The organism is Streptomyces sp. NPDC090088 (genome assembly GCF_044747345.1).
Lineage (GTDB): Bacteria > Actinomycetota > Actinomycetes > Streptomycetales > Streptomycetaceae > Streptomyces.
Map to the genome: position 1 here is coordinate 65,689 of NZ_JBIVDZ010000008.1, position 15,791 is coordinate 81,479.

Here is a 15,791-nt window from a genome sequence, read left to right on the forward strand (position 1 = left end):
CTCGACATGGCCTACGGATATATCGGCTCGATGAGGACCCGGCCCGGCAGACGCGACGACGTGGTCGCGATCCTGCTCTCCGCGGCCGGGAACCTCCGCGCACTCGGCTGCCGCAGCTACGTGGTGGGCCTGGCCGCCGACAATCCGGACACGATCGTGGTCACCGAGGTCTGGGAGTCGAAGGAACACCACGACGCGTCGCTGCGGCTGCCCGACGCCAAGGAGGCGATCGCGGCCGCCATGCCCCTGCTGACCGGCGAGTTCACGAGCCGCGAACTGACCGTCGCGGGTGGCTTGGGCGCCGACGGCTGACGGATCACGGCGGCAGTCGGCGGGTGGTTGAGCGGGGGATTCAGCGGGTGGGGCGGTGCGGGGTTCCGGGCGTGTCCTGGGCCGGTTCGTCGGTGATCTTCGCCGTGCCGCCCACGCTGATCTCCGGGCCGTCCGATCCGGAACGTACGACCGCCGTGATCGTCGCCGGGATGCCGAGCGCGTCGCCCATGTCGGCGGTGACTCCGGGGAGTCCCTCGCGGGCCAGGTGGGCGGCGAGGCAGGCCGTGCTGTTGGCGTTGGCGATGTCCTCGGGGACGCCGATCGACGGGGCGAACATCCGGGCCGCGACGCGGCCGTCCGGTGCGGGGGCGGAGTAGAGGTAGCAGCCGAGCAGGGCCCGCCGGTCGCAGGCGGCACGCAGGCGGTCCGGGTCCGGGGTCAGCGCGGCGAGGGCGGACCGGGTAGGCAGCGGGAGCAGCAGGCGGTGGCGTCCGAGCGAGGCGATGACGGCCCCGGGGGTGTCGGCGGCGAGGCCCAGCGCGGCCAGGACGTCCTCGTGTTCGCCGTCGCGGGGCGCGCGCAGGGCGACCGGTCCCGGGACGAACCAGGCCTCCAGCCCGCCGTTCGGGTGGCGGACCGCCCGGCCCCGGAGTGCGCCCGCCCGGGTCCGCAGGGTGACCTCGCGGGTGCCGGTGCGGTCGGCCAGGACGGCCAGCGCGGCGACCGTCCCGTGGCCGCAGCCGGGGAGTTCGCCCTCGCCGGTGAAGAAGCGCAGGGAGATCTCGGCGGTGCCCGCGTCGGCCGAGGCCGGGCGGGTCGAGAGGAACACGGCGTGCGAGGTGCCGGCCCGGACGGGTACCTCGCGGCGCTGTTCGTCGGTGAGGGGGCCGTCGTCCAGGACCGCGGTGGGGCTGCCACCGCGGCCGTCGCGCAGACAGGCCCGGACGAGGGTGACGTTCACGGCGGCGAGCGTAGTCGACTAGCGTCATGTCATGACCAGCAACAGCTTCCCCAGCCTCGCCGACGCCCTCGCGGCCGGGACGGTCGTCCTCGACGGCGGCATGTCCAACCAGCTGGCGTCCGCCGGGCACGACCTGAGCGACGAGCTGTGGTCGGCACGGCTGCTGGCCGACCGGCCCGACGCGGTCGCCGACGCGCATCTCGCGTACTTCAGGGCGGGCGCGGACGTCGCGATCACCGCGAGCTACCAGGCCACGTTCGAGGGCTTCGCCCAGCGCGGGATCGGACCCGGGGAGGCGGCCCGGCTGCTCGCGGTGAGCGTGGAGCTGGGGCGGGACGCGGTGCGGCGGGCGCGGGACGAGGGGATCGTACGGCCGTTGTGGGTGGCCGCGTCGGTCGGGCCGTACGGGGCGATGCTCGCGGACGGCTCCGAGTACCGGGGGCGGTACGGGGTGAGCGTCGACGCGCTGGAGCGGTTCCACCGGCCGCGGATCGAGGTGCTGGCCGGGGCGGGTCCCGACGTGCTCGCGCTGGAGACCGTGCCCGACGCGGACGAGGCGGCGGCGCTGCTGCGGGCGGTGCGGGGGCTGGGGGTGCCGGCCTGGCTGTCGTACAGCGTGGCGGGCGGGCGGACCCGGGCGGGGCAGCCCCTGGAGGAGGCGTTCGCCCTGGCCGCCGACGTGGACGAGGTGATCGCCGTGGGCGTGAACTGCTGTGCGCCGCAGGACGTGGAGTCCGCGGTGGAGACGGCGGCGCGGGTGACCGGGAAGCCGGTGGTCGTCTATCCCAACAGCGGTGAGGTGTGGGACGCGGAGGTCCGGGCGTGGACGGGGCGGTCGACGTTCACGGCGGAGCAGGTCGCCGGGTGGCGGAAGGCGGGGGCCCGGTTGATCGGGGGGTGCTGTCGGGTGGGGCCGGAGGGGATTGCCGGGATCGCGCGGGTGGTGTGAGGTCGCCTGTTCGCCGTGGGGGTTCTGTGCGTGGGCGACTGACTGTCGTCTTGGGTTGCTCGCGCAGTTCCCCGCGCCCCTTTCGGGGCGCTAGTGTCCCGTTGGGAACCGGTTGGCGGGGGTGGGGTTGACCAGGAAGAGCGGCGAAGCCGGGCGGAGCACCATCCGTGATGTCGCCGCCCGTGCCGGGGTGTCCGCGTCCACCGTGTCGCGGGTGCTGGCCGGTGACTACCCCGTCAGTGCCGCCACGCGGACGCGCGTCCTGCGGGCCGTGCGGGAGCTGGACTACGTGGCCGACGCGCGGGCGAAGGCGGTGGCCGGGGCCGGGACGCCGACGCTCGCCTTCGTGCTGGAGGACATCACCGGCCCCTCGTTCGCGCACATGGCGCACGGGGTGGAGCGGGAGGCGGCTCGGCTGGGGCATCTGAGTCTGGTGTGCAGCACGGACGGTGATGTGCGGCGTGAGCTGGAGTTCATCGAGATGATGCGGGCGCAGCGGGCCGCGGCCGTGATCCTGGTCGGCGGGGCGGCGGACACGCCCGAGTACCGGGAGCGGACCCGGCGCATCGCGGACTCGCTGGCCTCGGCGGGGTCCCGGCTGGTGCTGTGCGGGCGGCCGCCGCTCGGGCCCGGCGCGCCGGTGACGGTCATCGAGTACGACAACGAGGGCGGGGCCTACGCCCTGGTCTCCCATGTGCTCGCGCAGGGCCATCGGCGGGTGCTGTTCCTGGGCGGGAAGCCGGACCACACGACGGCGCTGGGGCGGGAGCGGGGATACGCGGCCGCACACCGGGCCAGGGGGCTGGAGCCCGACCCCGCGCTGCTGCTGCACGGGGACTTCACCCGGGACTCGGGGCACCGCCTGATGCGGCAGGCGCTCGCTCGGGAGCTGGAGTTCAGCGCCGTGGTCGCCGCCACCGACATGGTCGCGGCGGGGGCGCTGACCGCGCTGCACGAGGCCGGGCTGGCGGTGCCGGGGGACGTGTCGCTGGCCGGGTACGACGACATTCCGTTCGCCCGTGATCTGCACCCGGCCCTGACCACCGTGCACGTGCCCTACGAGGAGCTGGGGCGGCTCGCCGTGCGCACCGCGCTCGGGCACGGCGGGGAGTCGGCCGACGAGCACCTGCTGCTAGGGACGCATGTCGTCGTACGGGACTCGGTGGCGGCGCACGGCGGCCATTGAACGGCGCAACCGGCGTACGGCGAGGGCGAGTTCGGCCGACCGGTCGGGGTGGGGCGGCCGGGGCTCCGCGGCCGTCCAGAGCGCGAGGTCGGTGTCCCGGAGGCCGGGTACCGTGCGGGGCTCGCCGTCGCCGATGACACGGACCGGGTGGGTGTCGTCCCAGGGCCGCCAGCCGGGGTCGCCGGTCGTCGCGAAGCGGACCCACGCGCCGTGCATGGCGTCGGCCAGGTCCTGCGGGGCGTCCTCGCCGGCCAGCCGGGCGGAGTCGGGCCGGTCCCCGGTGTCGAAGACGAAGCCCAGCTCCAGGGCGTGGCAGGCGCCGAGACCGGGCCGGCCGGAGGGCCAGGCGAACTCGTAGAGGTACGACGAGCCGGGGCGGGCCTCGGCCAGGCGGCGCAGCGGCAGGCGGAGCAGGTGGTCGGTGACCATCTGGCCGACGATCTCGGCGGGTCCCGCCTCCGGGTACCGGGCGCGGTAGCCGCGCGGCACCTCGTGGCCGACGTGGCAGCGGGCCATGGCACCGGCGAAGGCGACCGGGCCGAGCCGGTCGACGTGGTCGTGGAGACCGCCGGGGACCAGCCAGAGCCGGTACTCGTCGCGGGTCCAGCCCATGAGGAGGTCGACACCCCTGGCCGCCTCGCCGTCGAGGAGGGCTGCCATCGGGTCGCGCGGGACGAGGTCGCCGTCGACGACGATGCCGAAGGCGGGGCCGCCGAGCACCGGGCTGCTCAGCCGGCCCACCTCGGCCTGGGTGCGCAGCAGCAGTTCACGGTCGGCCTCGGCGAACGCCTGGGCGGTCGCGGGGATCTTCAGCCGGTTCGCCATCCGGCGGACCATGCGCCGTACCTTGTCCCGCTCCGCGGCCTCGGGCGGGCCGCTCTGCAGCACGGCCCGGCGGATCAGGCCCTGGGCCTGGGGTGCGGCGAGCAGCGCGCCGGCGCTGATGGCGCCGGCGGACTGGCCGCAGAGGGTGACCCGGTCCGGGTCGCCGCCGAACGCGGCGATCGCCTCGTGGACCCAGCGCAGGGCGGCGAGTTGGTCGCGCAGGCCGGGGTTGGCCGGGGTGTCCGGGAACAGTCCGTAGCCCTCCACCCCCAGCCGGTAGTTCACCGAGACGAGGACCACCCCGTCACGCGCGAACGCGTGTCCGTCGTACACCGGTACGGCCGAGGATCCCCTGGTCAGGGCTCCGCCGTGCAGCCAGACCAGGACCGGGAGCCGGGCACCGGGGCCCGGCTCCGGGGTCCACACGTTGAGGTTGAGGCAGTCGTCACCGGGGATCACCGGGTCGGACAGGTACTGCGCGAACGCCTCCGAGTACGGCGGTTTGGGCGCCGTCGGCCCGAAGGCGCCCGCGTCCCGGACGCCGTCCCAGGGTTCGGGCGGCACGGGCGGGCGGAACCGGTGTTCCCCGAAGGGCGGGGCGGCGTACGGAATGCCGCGGAACACGGCGACGCCGTCCTCCCACCTGCCGCGCACCGCCCCGTACGGGGTGTCGGCCACAGGGTCCGTCGGGTCTGTCCGGTCTGCCGTCATCCGCCACCAGCTCCTCCCGCCGCGCGTACCGGTACGCCGGTACGACAAGAGCACCACATCCGCTCCCGGTATTCCGGCACGCACGGCGTTCGGACGGACGTTCGGGGCTACTTGGCGTACATCAGGGTGCCGAGGCCGAGCTGGTCGTAGCCGCCGCTGGTGGAGCCGTAGTCACCGCCGCCGCCCTCGGGGGCGACGAGGTCGTAGTACATGGCGGAGATGTACTTGTCGTCGAGGCCGATACGCCGGTTGTAGTGGAAGTGGAGCATCGCCCACACGGGGCGGAGCTGGCCGCGGGAGGAGTCGGAGATCACGGTCTGGGAGGACTGGGCGCAGCTCTGCCCGGTGCCCCAGGTGTAGGTGGTGTACGGCACGTCCTGGCCGAGGTTGTACTTGGCGACGTACTGGGCGGCCTTCATGAACCGCCGGTCGTCGTACGAGTACAGGTCGTCGCCCTGGTTCCAGGCCATCTCGCAGATCGCGCCCATCTGGCCCATGCCCATGACGGTGTGGCCCTGGTCGCGGCCCGACTCCTGCCACTGACCGAGGCCGTAGCCGCCGGAGTCGGTGTAGAGATACGGCACCGCGTGCGCGAGGGACCCGTTGCCCGCGCCGGACTTGAAGTACGTGACGGCCTGGTCGTACTTGGCCGCGTCGTCGGTGAGGATCCCGATGGCCATGACCGAGGCCATGTTGCACAGGTCCCAGTTGGCCCAGTAGTTGGTGATGCAGGCGTCGTTGTGGTTGGTCAGGAAGCTGTTGTTGAGCGGGTAGAAGATGTCGACCATCATCGCCTGGAACGCGGCGAGGTCGAACCCGGCGTAGCCGCGCATGAGTTCGGCGGCCTGGCAGAACTCCCAGCCGTAGATCCCGGCGGCGAGGAACCGGTCGGCGTTCCCGGTGAGCGTGGTCAGCGTGGACGACCAGGCGTTGAGGATCCTCACGGCGGTGTCGCCGTTGGCGGCGGTGCCGGCGACCTTCCAGCGCAGGGCGTTCTGGTAGGCGGCGGCGATGTCGTTGTAGAGGATGCCGTAGTTCTCGCCGGTCCCGCCGCGGATGATGGTGGCCTGCGGGTTGGGCGTCCAGGTGGACGCGGAGTGGGAGTTGGCGGTCAGCCGGTTCCAGCCGGACAGCCAGGGGTCGGTGCCGGCGGCGACCCGCACCTTGGCGCGGTTGATGTCACCGGCGTTGTGCAGCATGCCGGGGTGGGTGAAGGTGGCCGGGGCCGCGTCGGCCACCCTGGGGGCGGTGACCGTTGCGGCGACGGCGAGCGCGGCGGCGGACTTCAGGACACCGCGGCGGCTCAATCCGCTGGTGCCTGACTGGGGTGGTACGCGGCGGCTCATCGCGTGACTTCTCCTTCGGTGGGGGGAGTTCAGGTGAGTCGGACGCTCACCTCTTCGAACTGCGCGGTACCGAGGGCCTGCGGGGTGCGGGAGCACACCACCAGGCCCACGTAACAGGGGGCGTCACCGAAGGTGGGGATCGCGCCCGTGGCGAGCGCGGTCCAGGTGACGCCGTCATCGGCGGAGACGGCGGCGGCGAAGGCGGTCCCGGTGCGCTTCAGCCGCAGCAGCAGGGGCAGTTGGACGGTGGTGGTGCCGGTGAAGGCGGAGGCGCCGGCGACGGTCGGGCGCAGCATCAGCTGGGCGGTGGTGCCTCCGGTGACGACGACCCCGGCCGCCTGGTCGAAGGGCGAGAGCGACTTGGCCATCAGCAGTCCGACCCGGTCGGCGGTGGCACCGGAGCGGGAGGCCAGGCGGGCGGTGAGTTCGCAGTCGCCGGTGACCTGCCGTCGTACGAACTGGCCCGTCATGCCCTGTGAGTTGACGTTGAGGTCGACGCCCGCGCCGCGCACGGTGAAGGTGCCGTCGGCGTACGCCGCGTCGCCGGGGGTGAGGACGGCGACGACTCCGAGGGTGCCGTAGGCGCTCCGGTCGAGGATCACGTCGCCGAGGTCGCCGTTGGTCCAGGGGCCGGGCAGGGTGGGGGCGGTGATCGCCGTCGGCTCGGCGGTGGCGGCCGTGACGGCGGGCATCGGCGCGCTCGCCGCAGCCGAACGCGGGCCCCGCCCGGCGCAGTTGGTCTTGGACACGGCGTAGTGGTACGTCGTCCCGGACGCACCGCTCCCGTCCGTGTACCGGACCCGGGTGCCGAAACCGACCGCGCCCACGTCCCGGGCGAGGGTCCGGTACGGCCCCTGGGCGTCGGTGGCGCGCAGGACGGTGTAGCGGGCCGACGGGTCCGGGTCGGTCCAGGTCAGCTCGGTCCCGTCGGTGGCCGTCCCCGCCGTCAGGTCGGTGACCCTGCGGGCCGGGCGCGGTACCCGCCACACCGCGCCGCCGCCCCGGGGGACGACGCTGACGTTGTCGAAGGCGCCGGTGCCGGTCTCGGCGTAGTCCTGGTCGACGCCGAGGGAGGAGGTGAGGAGGAGCCCGGCGTATGTCACGTGTGACATGTCACATACCGCAGTGCCCACCTCGGTCCACCGCACCCCGTCCCCCGAGACCGCCCCCGCGACCCGGTCCCCCTCCCTGCTCACCCGCACCCAGTAGGGCGCCCGCAGCCGGTACCCGTCCCCGGCCCCCTCCACGTACGGGGCGGTCAGCGGGGTCGCCGACGCGGGCAGCGCGCCCAGGTCGGAGATCGGGAAGCCGGCGCCCGAGGTGATCGTCTGCTGCTGGCTCGGCGGCACCGGGGTGCTGCCGGTCGAGGAGATCCCGGCGCCGGCCGACGGCCGTACGCTCCACACCCCGCTCCAGGTCGCCAGCGGCAGCCCCTGGATCAGCATCGAGGCATGCGCGTCCGACGGGTCGAGCGAGGCCCTGAGGGTGACGCCGATCTTGGCGTACTGCGAGCTGAGCGGCCAGACGACCCGGGCGGTGACCGTGCCGTCGCCGTGCAGCGGCAGCCACACGCAGCGGTACGTGTCCGCGGTGCCGCTCGCCTCCAGCACGAACCGTTCGCCGTCGAAGCGCGCCGAGCCCGGCGTGCGGACAACACCCAGGTCCTGCGTCCGCCAGGGCTCCGGGAGCCCCGCGGTCGCCACGGCCACGGCCGAAGTTCCGCTCTCCCCCGTGGGGTTGGCGGCGAGGACCGTGTAGTAGTAGGTCCGCCCGGGCCGCGCCCGACCGTCCGTGTACGACGGCTCCGCCGCCTCGGCCAGCGGTTCATAGGGGCCGTCGGGGTGTCCGGCGCGCCGTACCTCGTAACGTGTCGCGCCGACGGACGGCAGCCAGGACACCGTCACCGTGCGTTCGGCGCCGTCGGCCGTGACGCCCGCCGGAGGGGCGGGCACGCCCGGGGCGGGGGCCGTGGCACCGGCGTAGGCGAAGGTGCCCCAGCTCGGCAGGTCGTCGTTGCTGCCCTCGACGACCCGGGTGCCGCCGGTGCCCCGGAAGACGGCGGCCCGCGTGTACGGCGTGTCCAGGCCGCGCACGCCCGCGTAGTGGGCGTAGTACATCTCGTAGATCGGGGGCAGGGTGCCGCGTGAGATCGCCGACACCGCCGTCTTGAGGTACTTGCCGGTGCGGTCGAGGTCCGGGGTGAAGGGGACGTCGCCGCCGAGGTTGTAGCGGGCCGCGTACTCGGCGCCCGCGAGGATGCGGTCGCCGTCGAAGCCCCAGAGGTCGACGCCCTGGTTCCAGGCGACCTGGGCCGCGTCGCCCATCAGGCCCACCGCGAGCTGTTCGTGGCCCTGGTCGCGGCCGGACTCCTGGCCCTGGCCGGCGTCGGTGACGATCCGGTGGCGGACGCTGCCGTTGCCCGCGCCGGCGGCGGCGAAGCGCAGGGCGTCCTCGAAGAGGGTGCGTTCCTCGCAGAACACCCCGATGGCGAGGATGGTCTGAAGGGCCGTCAGGTCCCAGTTTCCGTTGGCGTAGAGCATGTAGCCGGAGACGGCCGGATACCAGACGTCGAGGAAGGACGCCGCGCAGCGGGCGATGCCGGCGTCGCTCCAGCCGTCGTAGCCGGTGTGCCGCAGGAGTTCGGCGGCGTTGGCGAACTTGAAGCCCTGCAGGCCCGCGCCGAGCGGGCCGTCGGCGCCGGTGACGATCGTGAGCGAGGCCGACCAGGCGTCGAGGATGTCGCGGGCCTTGTCGGCGTGGGCGCGGTCGCCGGTGACGGCCCACAGGAGGGCGTTCTGGTAGGCGGCGGCCGAGTCGGCGACGGCCTGGTTCTGGAAGTTCGACGGGCCGCGGCCCCAGGAGGTGATCTGGCCGGTGTTCTGGACGGTGTACGACGCCTGGGAGCGGGCGTGGGCGGCCAGGGCGAGGTAGCCGTCGTACACGGGCGACTGCCTGCTCTCGACGGCGGATCGCATCCGGGCCAGATCGGCGGACGTGTGCAGGATGCCCGGGTGGGTGAAGGTGAAGCCCTGGGGGTCGCCGTCCGCCCTCGCCGCGGGCACGAACAGGGTGTTCGTGCCCGCGGCGAGCAGCAGCGCGCCGGAGGACTTCAGCAGGCCGCGGCGGCTGAGCGGGGTCACTGGGCGGCCGCCTCCGCCTCGGCGGTGGTGAGGAACCTCAGGTTCGTGACGTGCTCGTTGGAGAACCACTGGATGGCGTCGGTGGTGTAGTACCAGCTCGGCTTCTTCATCGAGTCGGCGATGACGACGCCGTTGATGACGAGGTTCTCGAAGGTGACGTTGTTGATGGCGTGGTCGGCGTCGTAGCCGAGGAGGAGCGAGGGGTTGGCGTGGGTGCCGGTGTAGCTGAGGTTCTTGACGTAGACGTTCTCGATGCCGCGGCCGACCGAGGTGTTGTACTTCGTGTTGTACATGACCTTCATGTAGATGACCTGGCCCCAGCGGAAGTCCTCGATCCGTACGTCCTCGATGCGGACGTTGCTGATGAGGTTGGAGTCGCCAGGGTTGAGGGCGATGCAGCCCTGGTAGTTCATCTGGGGTTCGCGGTGGTCGAGGATGTCGATGTTGCGGATGACCAGGTTGTCGATGGTCTCCGGGGCGTCGGTGTTGCCGTGCGTGCCGATGTTGACCGGGTGGGCGACGTCGGCCCACAGGGAGCAGTTCTGCACGGTGATGTTCCGGGTGTCGCCGTAGTAGTCCCAGCGGTGGGCGTAGATGGCGATGCAGTCGTCGGAGTTGCGCAGGAAGCAGCCGTCGATGAGGACGTCGCTGGAGGAGAAGACGTCGATGCCGTCGCCGTTGCCCCTGGAGCTGAAGCCGCGGACCTTCCTGATGTGCACGTTCTGGGCCTCGCCGAGGGTGGCGATGTAGCCCCCGGGGTTCATGATGATGACGTCTTCCACCCGGATGTTCCTGCTGCCCTCGCAGAGCACGCCTCCGCCCGGGCCTGCCCAGATCATGCCGTGGCCCCGGAGGGCGGCCTTCTCCACGTCCTTGAAGTAGACGGTCGCCTTGAGGACGGCGCCGCCGGCCAGGTAGACGGTCTTGCCGCTGGGGACGGTGAGGATCCCGCCGGTGACGGTCTGCACGCCGGGTCCGAAGTAGATGACGTCGGGGTCGTCGGCGGCCGGGGCGTGGTGCTCGACGCGGTTGGTGAGGACGTGCAGGCAGTCGAAGATCTCGTCGTTGATCTGGACGACCAGGTCCTTCGGCTCGTCGAGGGTGAACCGCAGGGTGTCGCCGAGGAGTTCGGGCGTGATGCCGTACGAGTCCGGTCTCACCCGGGCCTTGGTGGTACCGCCCTTGAGGTAGGTCACCTCGACCTCGACGGAGCACTGGAAGTCGAAGTACACCATCGAGGAGTTGTAGACCTTGCCGGAGCCGGTGCTGGCGTTGATCTCCTCGAACTGCGGCCGGTAGACGTCCAGCGTCTGCCAGTCGCCGTCGGGGGCGGTGCGCACCCGCACCTGGAAGCTGGTGTTGGTCGGCACGGCGGACGGGCGGGGGTAGGTGACCAGCCTGGGCGCGGTTCCGCCGCCCTCGGCGTGGGCGGCGGTGGCGGCCGGCCCGCCGGACAGGCCGGCGGCGAGCGCGGTGGCTCCGGCGGCCCGCAGGGCGGTACGGCGGGAGAAGGGCGCGTTCATCGGTGACTCCTTGCGGTGAACGGGTCGGCGGGCTGGGCTACTTGAGACCGGACGTCGACATGCCGGCGACGAAGCCGCGCTGGGCGACGAGGAAGACCAGCAGGATCGGGACGACGTACATGACGGAGGCGGCGGCCTGCAGATGGGTGACCGGCTGGCCGGCCTCGGTGACGTAGGTGGTCATGACGGCGACGGCGAGCGTGGTGCGGTCGGTGGAGAGCAGCAGTTGGGGGGCGATGTAGTCGCCCCAGGTCCAGGTGAAGGCGATCACGAAGCTCGCGGCGAGGACCGGCCAGGACTGGGGCAGGAAGATCCGCCAGAAGATCCCGGCGTAGCCGCAGCCGTCGACGATCGCGGCCTCCTCCAGTTCCCGGGGCAGTCCGGCGAAGAACTGCCGGAAGAGGAAGACGAGATAGGGGGTGGCGGCCAGGCCCCACAGCACCCAGGGCCAGTAGGTGTCGACCATGCCGAGCTTCGCGAAGATCAGGTAGGTCGGGAGCAGGGTGACCATCTGGGGCAGCATCATCGAGCCGAGCAGGATGCCGAACAGCGTCTTCTTGCCGGGCGCGGACAGCCGGGCGAAGCCGAAGCCGACCCAGGCGGAGCTCAGCGTCACGAGGGTCGCGTAGAGGGTGGCGATGATCAGGGAGTTGCGGGCGTAGCCGAGGAAGTCGATCAGACGGTAGGCGTCGGCGAAGTTGTGCCACTGGATGTGGGCGGGCAGCCAGTGGACGGGGGACGCGGCGAGTTCGGCGGGGGTCTTGAGGCCGGTGAGGACGAGCCAGCCGAAGGGGCCGAGGAAGAGGCCGGTGATCACCACCAGGACGGTGTAGAGGACGAGACGGCGGCCGTGGATGCGCGTCCGCGGACCGGGAAGGGTGGCGGTCACTTCTTCGCCTCCGGGTCGACGTTGTAGAACACCACGCCGGACGTGGTTTTGAAGATGACGGCGGTCACCAGCAGGATCAGCACGAAGAGCACCCACAGCAGCGCCGAGGCGTAGCCGTAGCGGCCGAGCGCGAAGTACTCGGCGAAGACGTGCATCATGTAGAGGTAGTTGGACTGCGGGATGGCGGTGACGCCCGCGGTGGTGCCGTCGGGGGCCAGCAGCAGCGGCATGATGGTCTGCACCGAGGCGATCACGCCGGTCACGGTCTGAAAGAGCAGGACCGGTGACAGCAGCGGCACGGTGATGCTGCGGAAGGACCGCCAGGCGCTCGCGCCGTCGATCCGGGCGGCTTCGAGGAGTTCCCGGGGGATGTCCTGGAGTCCCGCCAGGGAGATGATCATGATGTTTCCGGCGGCCCAGAGCACGGTCATCAGCAGGACGTAGCGGGCGTAGGGGTCGGAGAGCCAGTTGAGGGCGTCGAGGCCGAGGCCGGTCAGTACGCCGTTCGCGGCGCCGGAGTTCTGGTCGAAGAGCCATTTGAAGGCGAGTCCCGCGCCCACCGGGGGTACCACGGCCGGCAGGTAGAGCAGCGTCCGGAACAACCCGCGTGCCTTCAGCGGCCGGTTGACCAGGACCGCGAGACCGAGCCCGGCGACGATCGACAGCGGGACCGAGGTGGCGGCGAACAGACCGGTCCGGCCGAGCGCCTGCCAGGTGACCGAATCGCCCAGCAGCTCGCGGTAGTTGGCGAGGCCGACGAACCGCCAGCGTGGCGAGAGGCCGTCGAAGGTGGTGAGGCTGAGCCACAGGGCGTAGCCCATGGGGACGATGGTCAGCAGCAGGAAGCCGATGATCCAGGGCGCGGTGAAGAGATAGAACGCGCGGTGCCGTCGCGTGGTCATGGAGGAGCGGGGGCGCTCCGCCGGCCGTGTCCGGCCGGCCGCCGCGGCGGTCCCGCCCCGCACCGCGGGTATCTGCCCGATGCTCATCCCACCTGCTCCTTCCCGCGCTTGAGCTGCTCGTTCATGGTCGAGTTCAGGCGCCGGGCGAGGGTGTCCACGGACATCTCGCCGCGCATCGCGGCCGGGGCGGCCTGGTTGAAGAGGGCGTCGAGGGCGTCCGTCCGGGCGTACGGCGTGAAGGAGATCACCGAGAAGTGCTTCAGTTCGGCCTGCTGTACCTTCAGCACGTCTTCCTGGTAGCTCTCCTGATGAGGCATCAGGGTGCGGAGCGACTTGAGCGTGGGGATCCCCCAGCCGCCGGACGCGCGTGCCCTCGCCGGGGCCTCGCCGAAGAACCACTCGAAGACCCGCCAGGCCGCGTCCTTGTTCCTGGCCTTCCTCGGCATCCACATCCCGGTGGCGCCCTGGCAGGAGCTGATGCGCGGTCCGCCGGCGAAGACCGGGGCCGGTGCCAGCCGGGAGACGGCGGCGAGCTTCTTGTCGGTGTTGATCAGACCGCCCAGCCAGTAGCCCGAGTTGGACATCGCCATCCGGCGGGCCTGGTAGGTGGGTCCGTCCCAGCCGTTCGGGTCGGGCTGGATCAGGCTCGGGCCGGCCTTGGCCCGGCACAGCTCGATGTACCAGTCCAGTGCCTTGCGGGCCTCGGGGGCGGTGAAGTCGACCCTGGAGAAGTCGGCGCTGAACAGGCTGCCGCCGGCCGAGGCCGTGAGACCGGACAGCAGGGTGGAGGCACCGAGGCCGTTGTAGCTGCCGCCGAACACGGTCGTCTGGCCCTTGCTGGTCCGGGTCAGCCGCTTCGCCTTGTCCAGCCACTCCTCGAAGGTGACCGGTTCGGTCTCCGGCGGGGGGTCGACGCCCGCGCTGTCGAACAGGGCGGTGTCGTACCAGTACATGGAGTCCTGGGAGAAGTCCTTGGCCATGCCGTAGCGCGGGCCCTTGCCCTGGGTGCGGCCGTCGTAGCGCCACAGGTCGTTGACCGGATCGAGGTCGTCGGCCTTGAGGACGCCGCTGCCCGCGAAGTAGGGGTCGAGGTTCTCGGCCACCCCTCGTGCCGCGAGATACGGCGTGTCGACGGCGCCGACACCGCGCACCAGGTCGGGCGGGTTGCCGCTGGTCATCATCGCGATCAGCTTGGTGATGTCGTACCGCACCGTGTTGATGCGGATCCCGAGTTCCTTGTGGGCCTGCGCGAGGAGGTCGGTGCTGATGTCGTCGGCCTTGGTCATCAGGGTGACGGTCTCGCCCGGGCCGCCGACGCTTCCGGACACCGGAAGGGCACAGCCGCCGAGTGCGGCCGTGGCCGCCGCGGTGCCGCCGAGCGCGAGAAACCGGCGCCGGCTGACCGGAGCACGGGCGTGCGTCTGCATGGACTTCCCACTCTCTTCACGGAGGTGACGAGGCATCGACTGGTAAGCAACCGGTTGCTATGGGCGGTGAGGGGAGCTTCAACCCGTGGGAGGGCACCGTCAAGGGGCGTGACGAACTTTCGAAAACCCTTCGCCCGCAACCGGTTGCCCTTGCGCACCGGTTGCTGTTCACGGGCCGTTCGATCGACCGCACGTCGAAAGATTCCGACTCATACCCCTTGCTGGGAGCGGCCGAGCCGTCCTACGGTCTCGTGGAAACCGGTTTCTAAGGCACTGCCGAGCCGCCGCCCTCCTCCCGAGAGCGCCCACCTCCGAAGGAACACGGTCACATGAACTCCACCAGGTTGGTCCGCGCCGCGATCGCGGGTCTCGCGCTGACAGGTCTGCTCACCGCCTGCGGCGGATCGGGCTCCGGCTCCGACGGCTCCGACGCGGCCTCAGGACCGGTCACCCTGCCCTTCTGGGGCTGGGCGAACGGCCAGGAGGCCGTGGTGAAGGCGTTCAACACCGCCCACAAGGACGTGCAGCTGAAGTACACGAAGGTCACCGACCAGCTGACCATGCAGAAGCAGCTCACCAACGCGGTGAAGGCGGGCAACGCGCCCTGCCTGGTGCAGAACACCGCCGAGTACGTGACGAGCTGGGTCGCGCAGGGCGCCCTCGCCGACATCACGAAGTACGTCGGCACGGCCAAGGCCAGGTTCAACTCCGGCTCCTGGTCTGCCTCGCAGGTCCAGGGCAAGCTGTACGGCGTCCCCACCAGCTCCTCGCCGAACTTCACGATCTACCGCACCGACGTCTTCCAGAAGTACGGCCTCAAGGCACCGACCACCTGGGACGAGTTCATCGCCGCCGGCAAGGTGCTCAAGAAGCACGGTGTCAAGATCACCAACTACGCCGGTGAGGACCCCAGCACCCTGGAGGTCCTCGCCATGCAGGCGGGCGCCCACTGGTACGCGATCGACGGCGACTCCTGGAAGGTGGACTTCCAGGACGCGGGCACCCTCAAGGCCGCCGCCGTGATCCAGCAGATCATCGACAACGACCTCGACTCGAAGCTGTCGTTCGCCGACTACGCGGCCGTGCAGCGCAATTACGACAACGGCGGCACGGTGACCCGCCAGATCTCCACCTGGCAGATGGCCGGCATGGTGCAGAACTTCACCAAGTCCTTCGGCAAGTGGGCCCTCGCCCCCTGGCCCGCCTTCGTCGGCGAGGCCGCCAAGACCCCGGCCGGCACCAACCTCACCGGCAGCGTCAACCTCGTCACCAAGCAGTGCGCGCATCAACAGCAGGCCGCCGAGGCCGCGTTGTGGATGTCCACCGACGCCGGCGCGGTGAAGACGATGGCCAGCCCGACCACCGGCAACGGCGTGATGCCCGCGCTCGCCGACAGCAGCGCCTACGTCGACGAGGCGATCTCGCAGAAGCTGCTCGGGGCGAACTACGACCCGGCCAAGAAGGTCGTCACCGACAGCCTGGACACGGTCACCACCGACTGGACCTTCGGCCCCGACTGGACCGCCATGTTCACCGAGTTGCAGAGCGGCTGGGCGAAGGTGGTCAGCAAGCAGCAGAAGGTCACCGACCTCCTCGCCCACATGCAGCAGTGGACGGTCGCCGACCTGAAGTCCCGCGGCATCAGCGTCAAGGGCTGAG

12 protein-coding genes are annotated in these 15,791 nt (G+C 71.5%); 4 read left to right on the top strand and 8 right to left on the bottom strand.

Features of this window, described 5'->3' with window-relative positions; translation table 11 throughout:
• The first annotated feature begins 6 nt into the window (after positions 1 to 6).
• Positions 7 to 312, top strand: coding sequence for a putative quinol monooxygenase (locus ACIPSJ_RS34375; protein WP_401351627.1), 306 nt, complete (start codon positions 7 to 9; stop codon positions 310 to 312).
• A gap of 40 nt (positions 313 to 352) precedes the next feature.
• On the opposite strand, the gene ACIPSJ_RS34380 is transcribed toward ACIPSJ_RS34375, so the two are convergent.
• Positions 353 to 1,234, bottom strand: coding sequence for a PhzF family phenazine biosynthesis protein (locus ACIPSJ_RS34380; protein WP_401351629.1), 882 nt, complete (start codon positions 1,232 to 1,234; stop codon positions 353 to 355).
• A 31-nt stretch (positions 1,235 to 1,265) separates the two neighbouring features.
• On the opposite strand from ACIPSJ_RS34380, the gene mmuM reads away from it, so the two are divergent.
• Together mmuM and ACIPSJ_RS34390 are read left to right on the top strand one after the other, a co-directional pair.
• Positions 1,266 to 2,183 (top strand): homocysteine S-methyltransferase, encoded by a 918-nt coding sequence (mmuM, locus tag ACIPSJ_RS34385; RefSeq protein ID WP_401351631.1) that lies wholly within the window; start codon positions 1,266 to 1,268, stop codon positions 2,181 to 2,183.
• A gap of 127 nt (positions 2,184 to 2,310) precedes the next feature.
• The gene (locus ACIPSJ_RS34390) at positions 2,311 to 3,369 is read left to right on the top strand and encodes a LacI family DNA-binding transcriptional regulator (RefSeq protein WP_401351633.1); all 1,059 of its coding nucleotides are present in this window, start codon (positions 2,311 to 2,313) and stop codon (positions 3,367 to 3,369) included.
• Here the strand turns inward: ACIPSJ_RS34390 and ACIPSJ_RS34395 are convergent.
• The 7 genes from ACIPSJ_RS34395 to ACIPSJ_RS34425 form a co-directional block, all read right to left on the bottom strand.
• The gene (locus tag ACIPSJ_RS34395) at positions 3,316 to 4,905 is read right to left on the bottom strand and encodes a carboxylesterase/lipase family protein (protein WP_401351634.1); all 1,590 of its coding nucleotides are present in this window, start codon (positions 4,903 to 4,905) and stop codon (positions 3,316 to 3,318) included. The two genes, ACIPSJ_RS34390 and ACIPSJ_RS34395, sit on opposite strands and share 54 nt — an antisense overlap.
• A gap of 107 nt (positions 4,906 to 5,012) precedes the next feature.
• The gene (locus ACIPSJ_RS34400; RefSeq protein ID WP_401351636.1) at positions 5,013 to 6,251 is read right to left on the bottom strand and encodes an alginate lyase family protein; all 1,239 of its coding nucleotides are present in this window, start codon (positions 6,249 to 6,251) and stop codon (positions 5,013 to 5,015) included.
• Between the two features lie 29 nt (positions 6,252 to 6,280).
• A complete protein-coding gene (locus ACIPSJ_RS34405; protein ID WP_401351638.1) occupies positions 6,281 to 9,391 on the bottom strand; it encodes an alginate lyase family protein in 3,111 nt (1,036 codons plus the stop codon).
• Positions 9,388 to 10,914 (bottom strand): glycosyl hydrolase family 28 protein, encoded by a 1,527-nt coding sequence (locus tag ACIPSJ_RS34410; RefSeq protein ID WP_401351640.1) that lies wholly within the window; start codon positions 10,912 to 10,914, stop codon positions 9,388 to 9,390. Before ACIPSJ_RS34410 ends, ACIPSJ_RS34405 begins: the two co-directional genes overlap by 4 nt.
• A 37-nt stretch (positions 10,915 to 10,951) precedes the next feature.
• Positions 10,952 to 11,803 carry a carbohydrate ABC transporter permease gene (locus ACIPSJ_RS34415; protein WP_401351642.1) on the bottom strand — a complete coding sequence of 284 codons (852 nt, stop codon included), beginning with the start codon at positions 11,801 to 11,803 and terminating at the stop codon, positions 10,952 to 10,954.
• Positions 11,800 to 12,792 (bottom strand): carbohydrate ABC transporter permease, encoded by a 993-nt coding sequence (locus tag ACIPSJ_RS34420; protein WP_401351644.1) that lies wholly within the window; start codon positions 12,790 to 12,792, stop codon positions 11,800 to 11,802. Before ACIPSJ_RS34420 ends, ACIPSJ_RS34415 begins: the two co-directional genes overlap by 4 nt.
• Complete coding sequence (locus tag ACIPSJ_RS34425) at positions 12,789 to 14,132, bottom strand: extracellular solute-binding protein (protein WP_401351646.1); 1,344 nt, start codon at positions 14,130 to 14,132, stop codon at positions 12,789 to 12,791. Before ACIPSJ_RS34425 ends, ACIPSJ_RS34420 begins: the two co-directional genes overlap by 4 nt.
• Positions 14,133 to 14,461: 329 nt before the next feature.
• Here ACIPSJ_RS34425 and ACIPSJ_RS34430 point away from each other — a divergent pair, with 329 nt between their 5' ends.
• Positions 14,462 to 15,790: an ABC transporter substrate-binding protein gene (locus ACIPSJ_RS34430; RefSeq protein WP_401351647.1), complete on the top strand. Its 1,329-nt coding sequence runs from the start codon at positions 14,462 to 14,464 to the stop codon at positions 15,788 to 15,790.
• Position 15,791 lies beyond the last annotated feature (1 nt).

Excerpts from the sequence above, each read along its gene's own strand:
- ACIPSJ_RS34375 (WP_401351627.1), top strand. The coding sequence starts at position 7 with ATGGCCTACGGATATATCGGCTCGATGAGGACCCGGCCCGGCAGACGC.
- mmuM (WP_401351631.1), top strand. The coding sequence starts at position 1,266 with ATGACCAGCAACAGCTTCCCCAGCCTCGCCGACGCCCTCGCGGCCGGG.
- ACIPSJ_RS34395 (WP_401351634.1), bottom strand. The coding sequence starts at position 4,905 with ATGACGGCAGACCGGACAGACCCGACGGACCCTGTGGCCGACACCCCG.
- ACIPSJ_RS34400 (WP_401351636.1), bottom strand. The coding sequence starts at position 6,251 with ATGAGCCGCCGCGTACCACCCCAGTCAGGCACCAGCGGATTGAGCCGC.
- ACIPSJ_RS34410 (WP_401351640.1), bottom strand. The coding sequence starts at position 10,914 with ATGAACGCGCCCTTCTCCCGCCGTACCGCCCTGCGGGCCGCCGGAGCC.
- ACIPSJ_RS34420 (WP_401351644.1), bottom strand. The coding sequence starts at position 12,792 with ATGAGCATCGGGCAGATACCCGCGGTGCGGGGCGGGACCGCCGCGGCG.
- ACIPSJ_RS34425 (WP_401351646.1), bottom strand. The coding sequence starts at position 14,132 with ATGCAGACGCACGCCCGTGCTCCGGTCAGCCGGCGCCGGTTTCTCGCG.
- ACIPSJ_RS34430 (WP_401351647.1), top strand. The coding sequence starts at position 14,462 with ATGAACTCCACCAGGTTGGTCCGCGCCGCGATCGCGGGTCTCGCGCTG.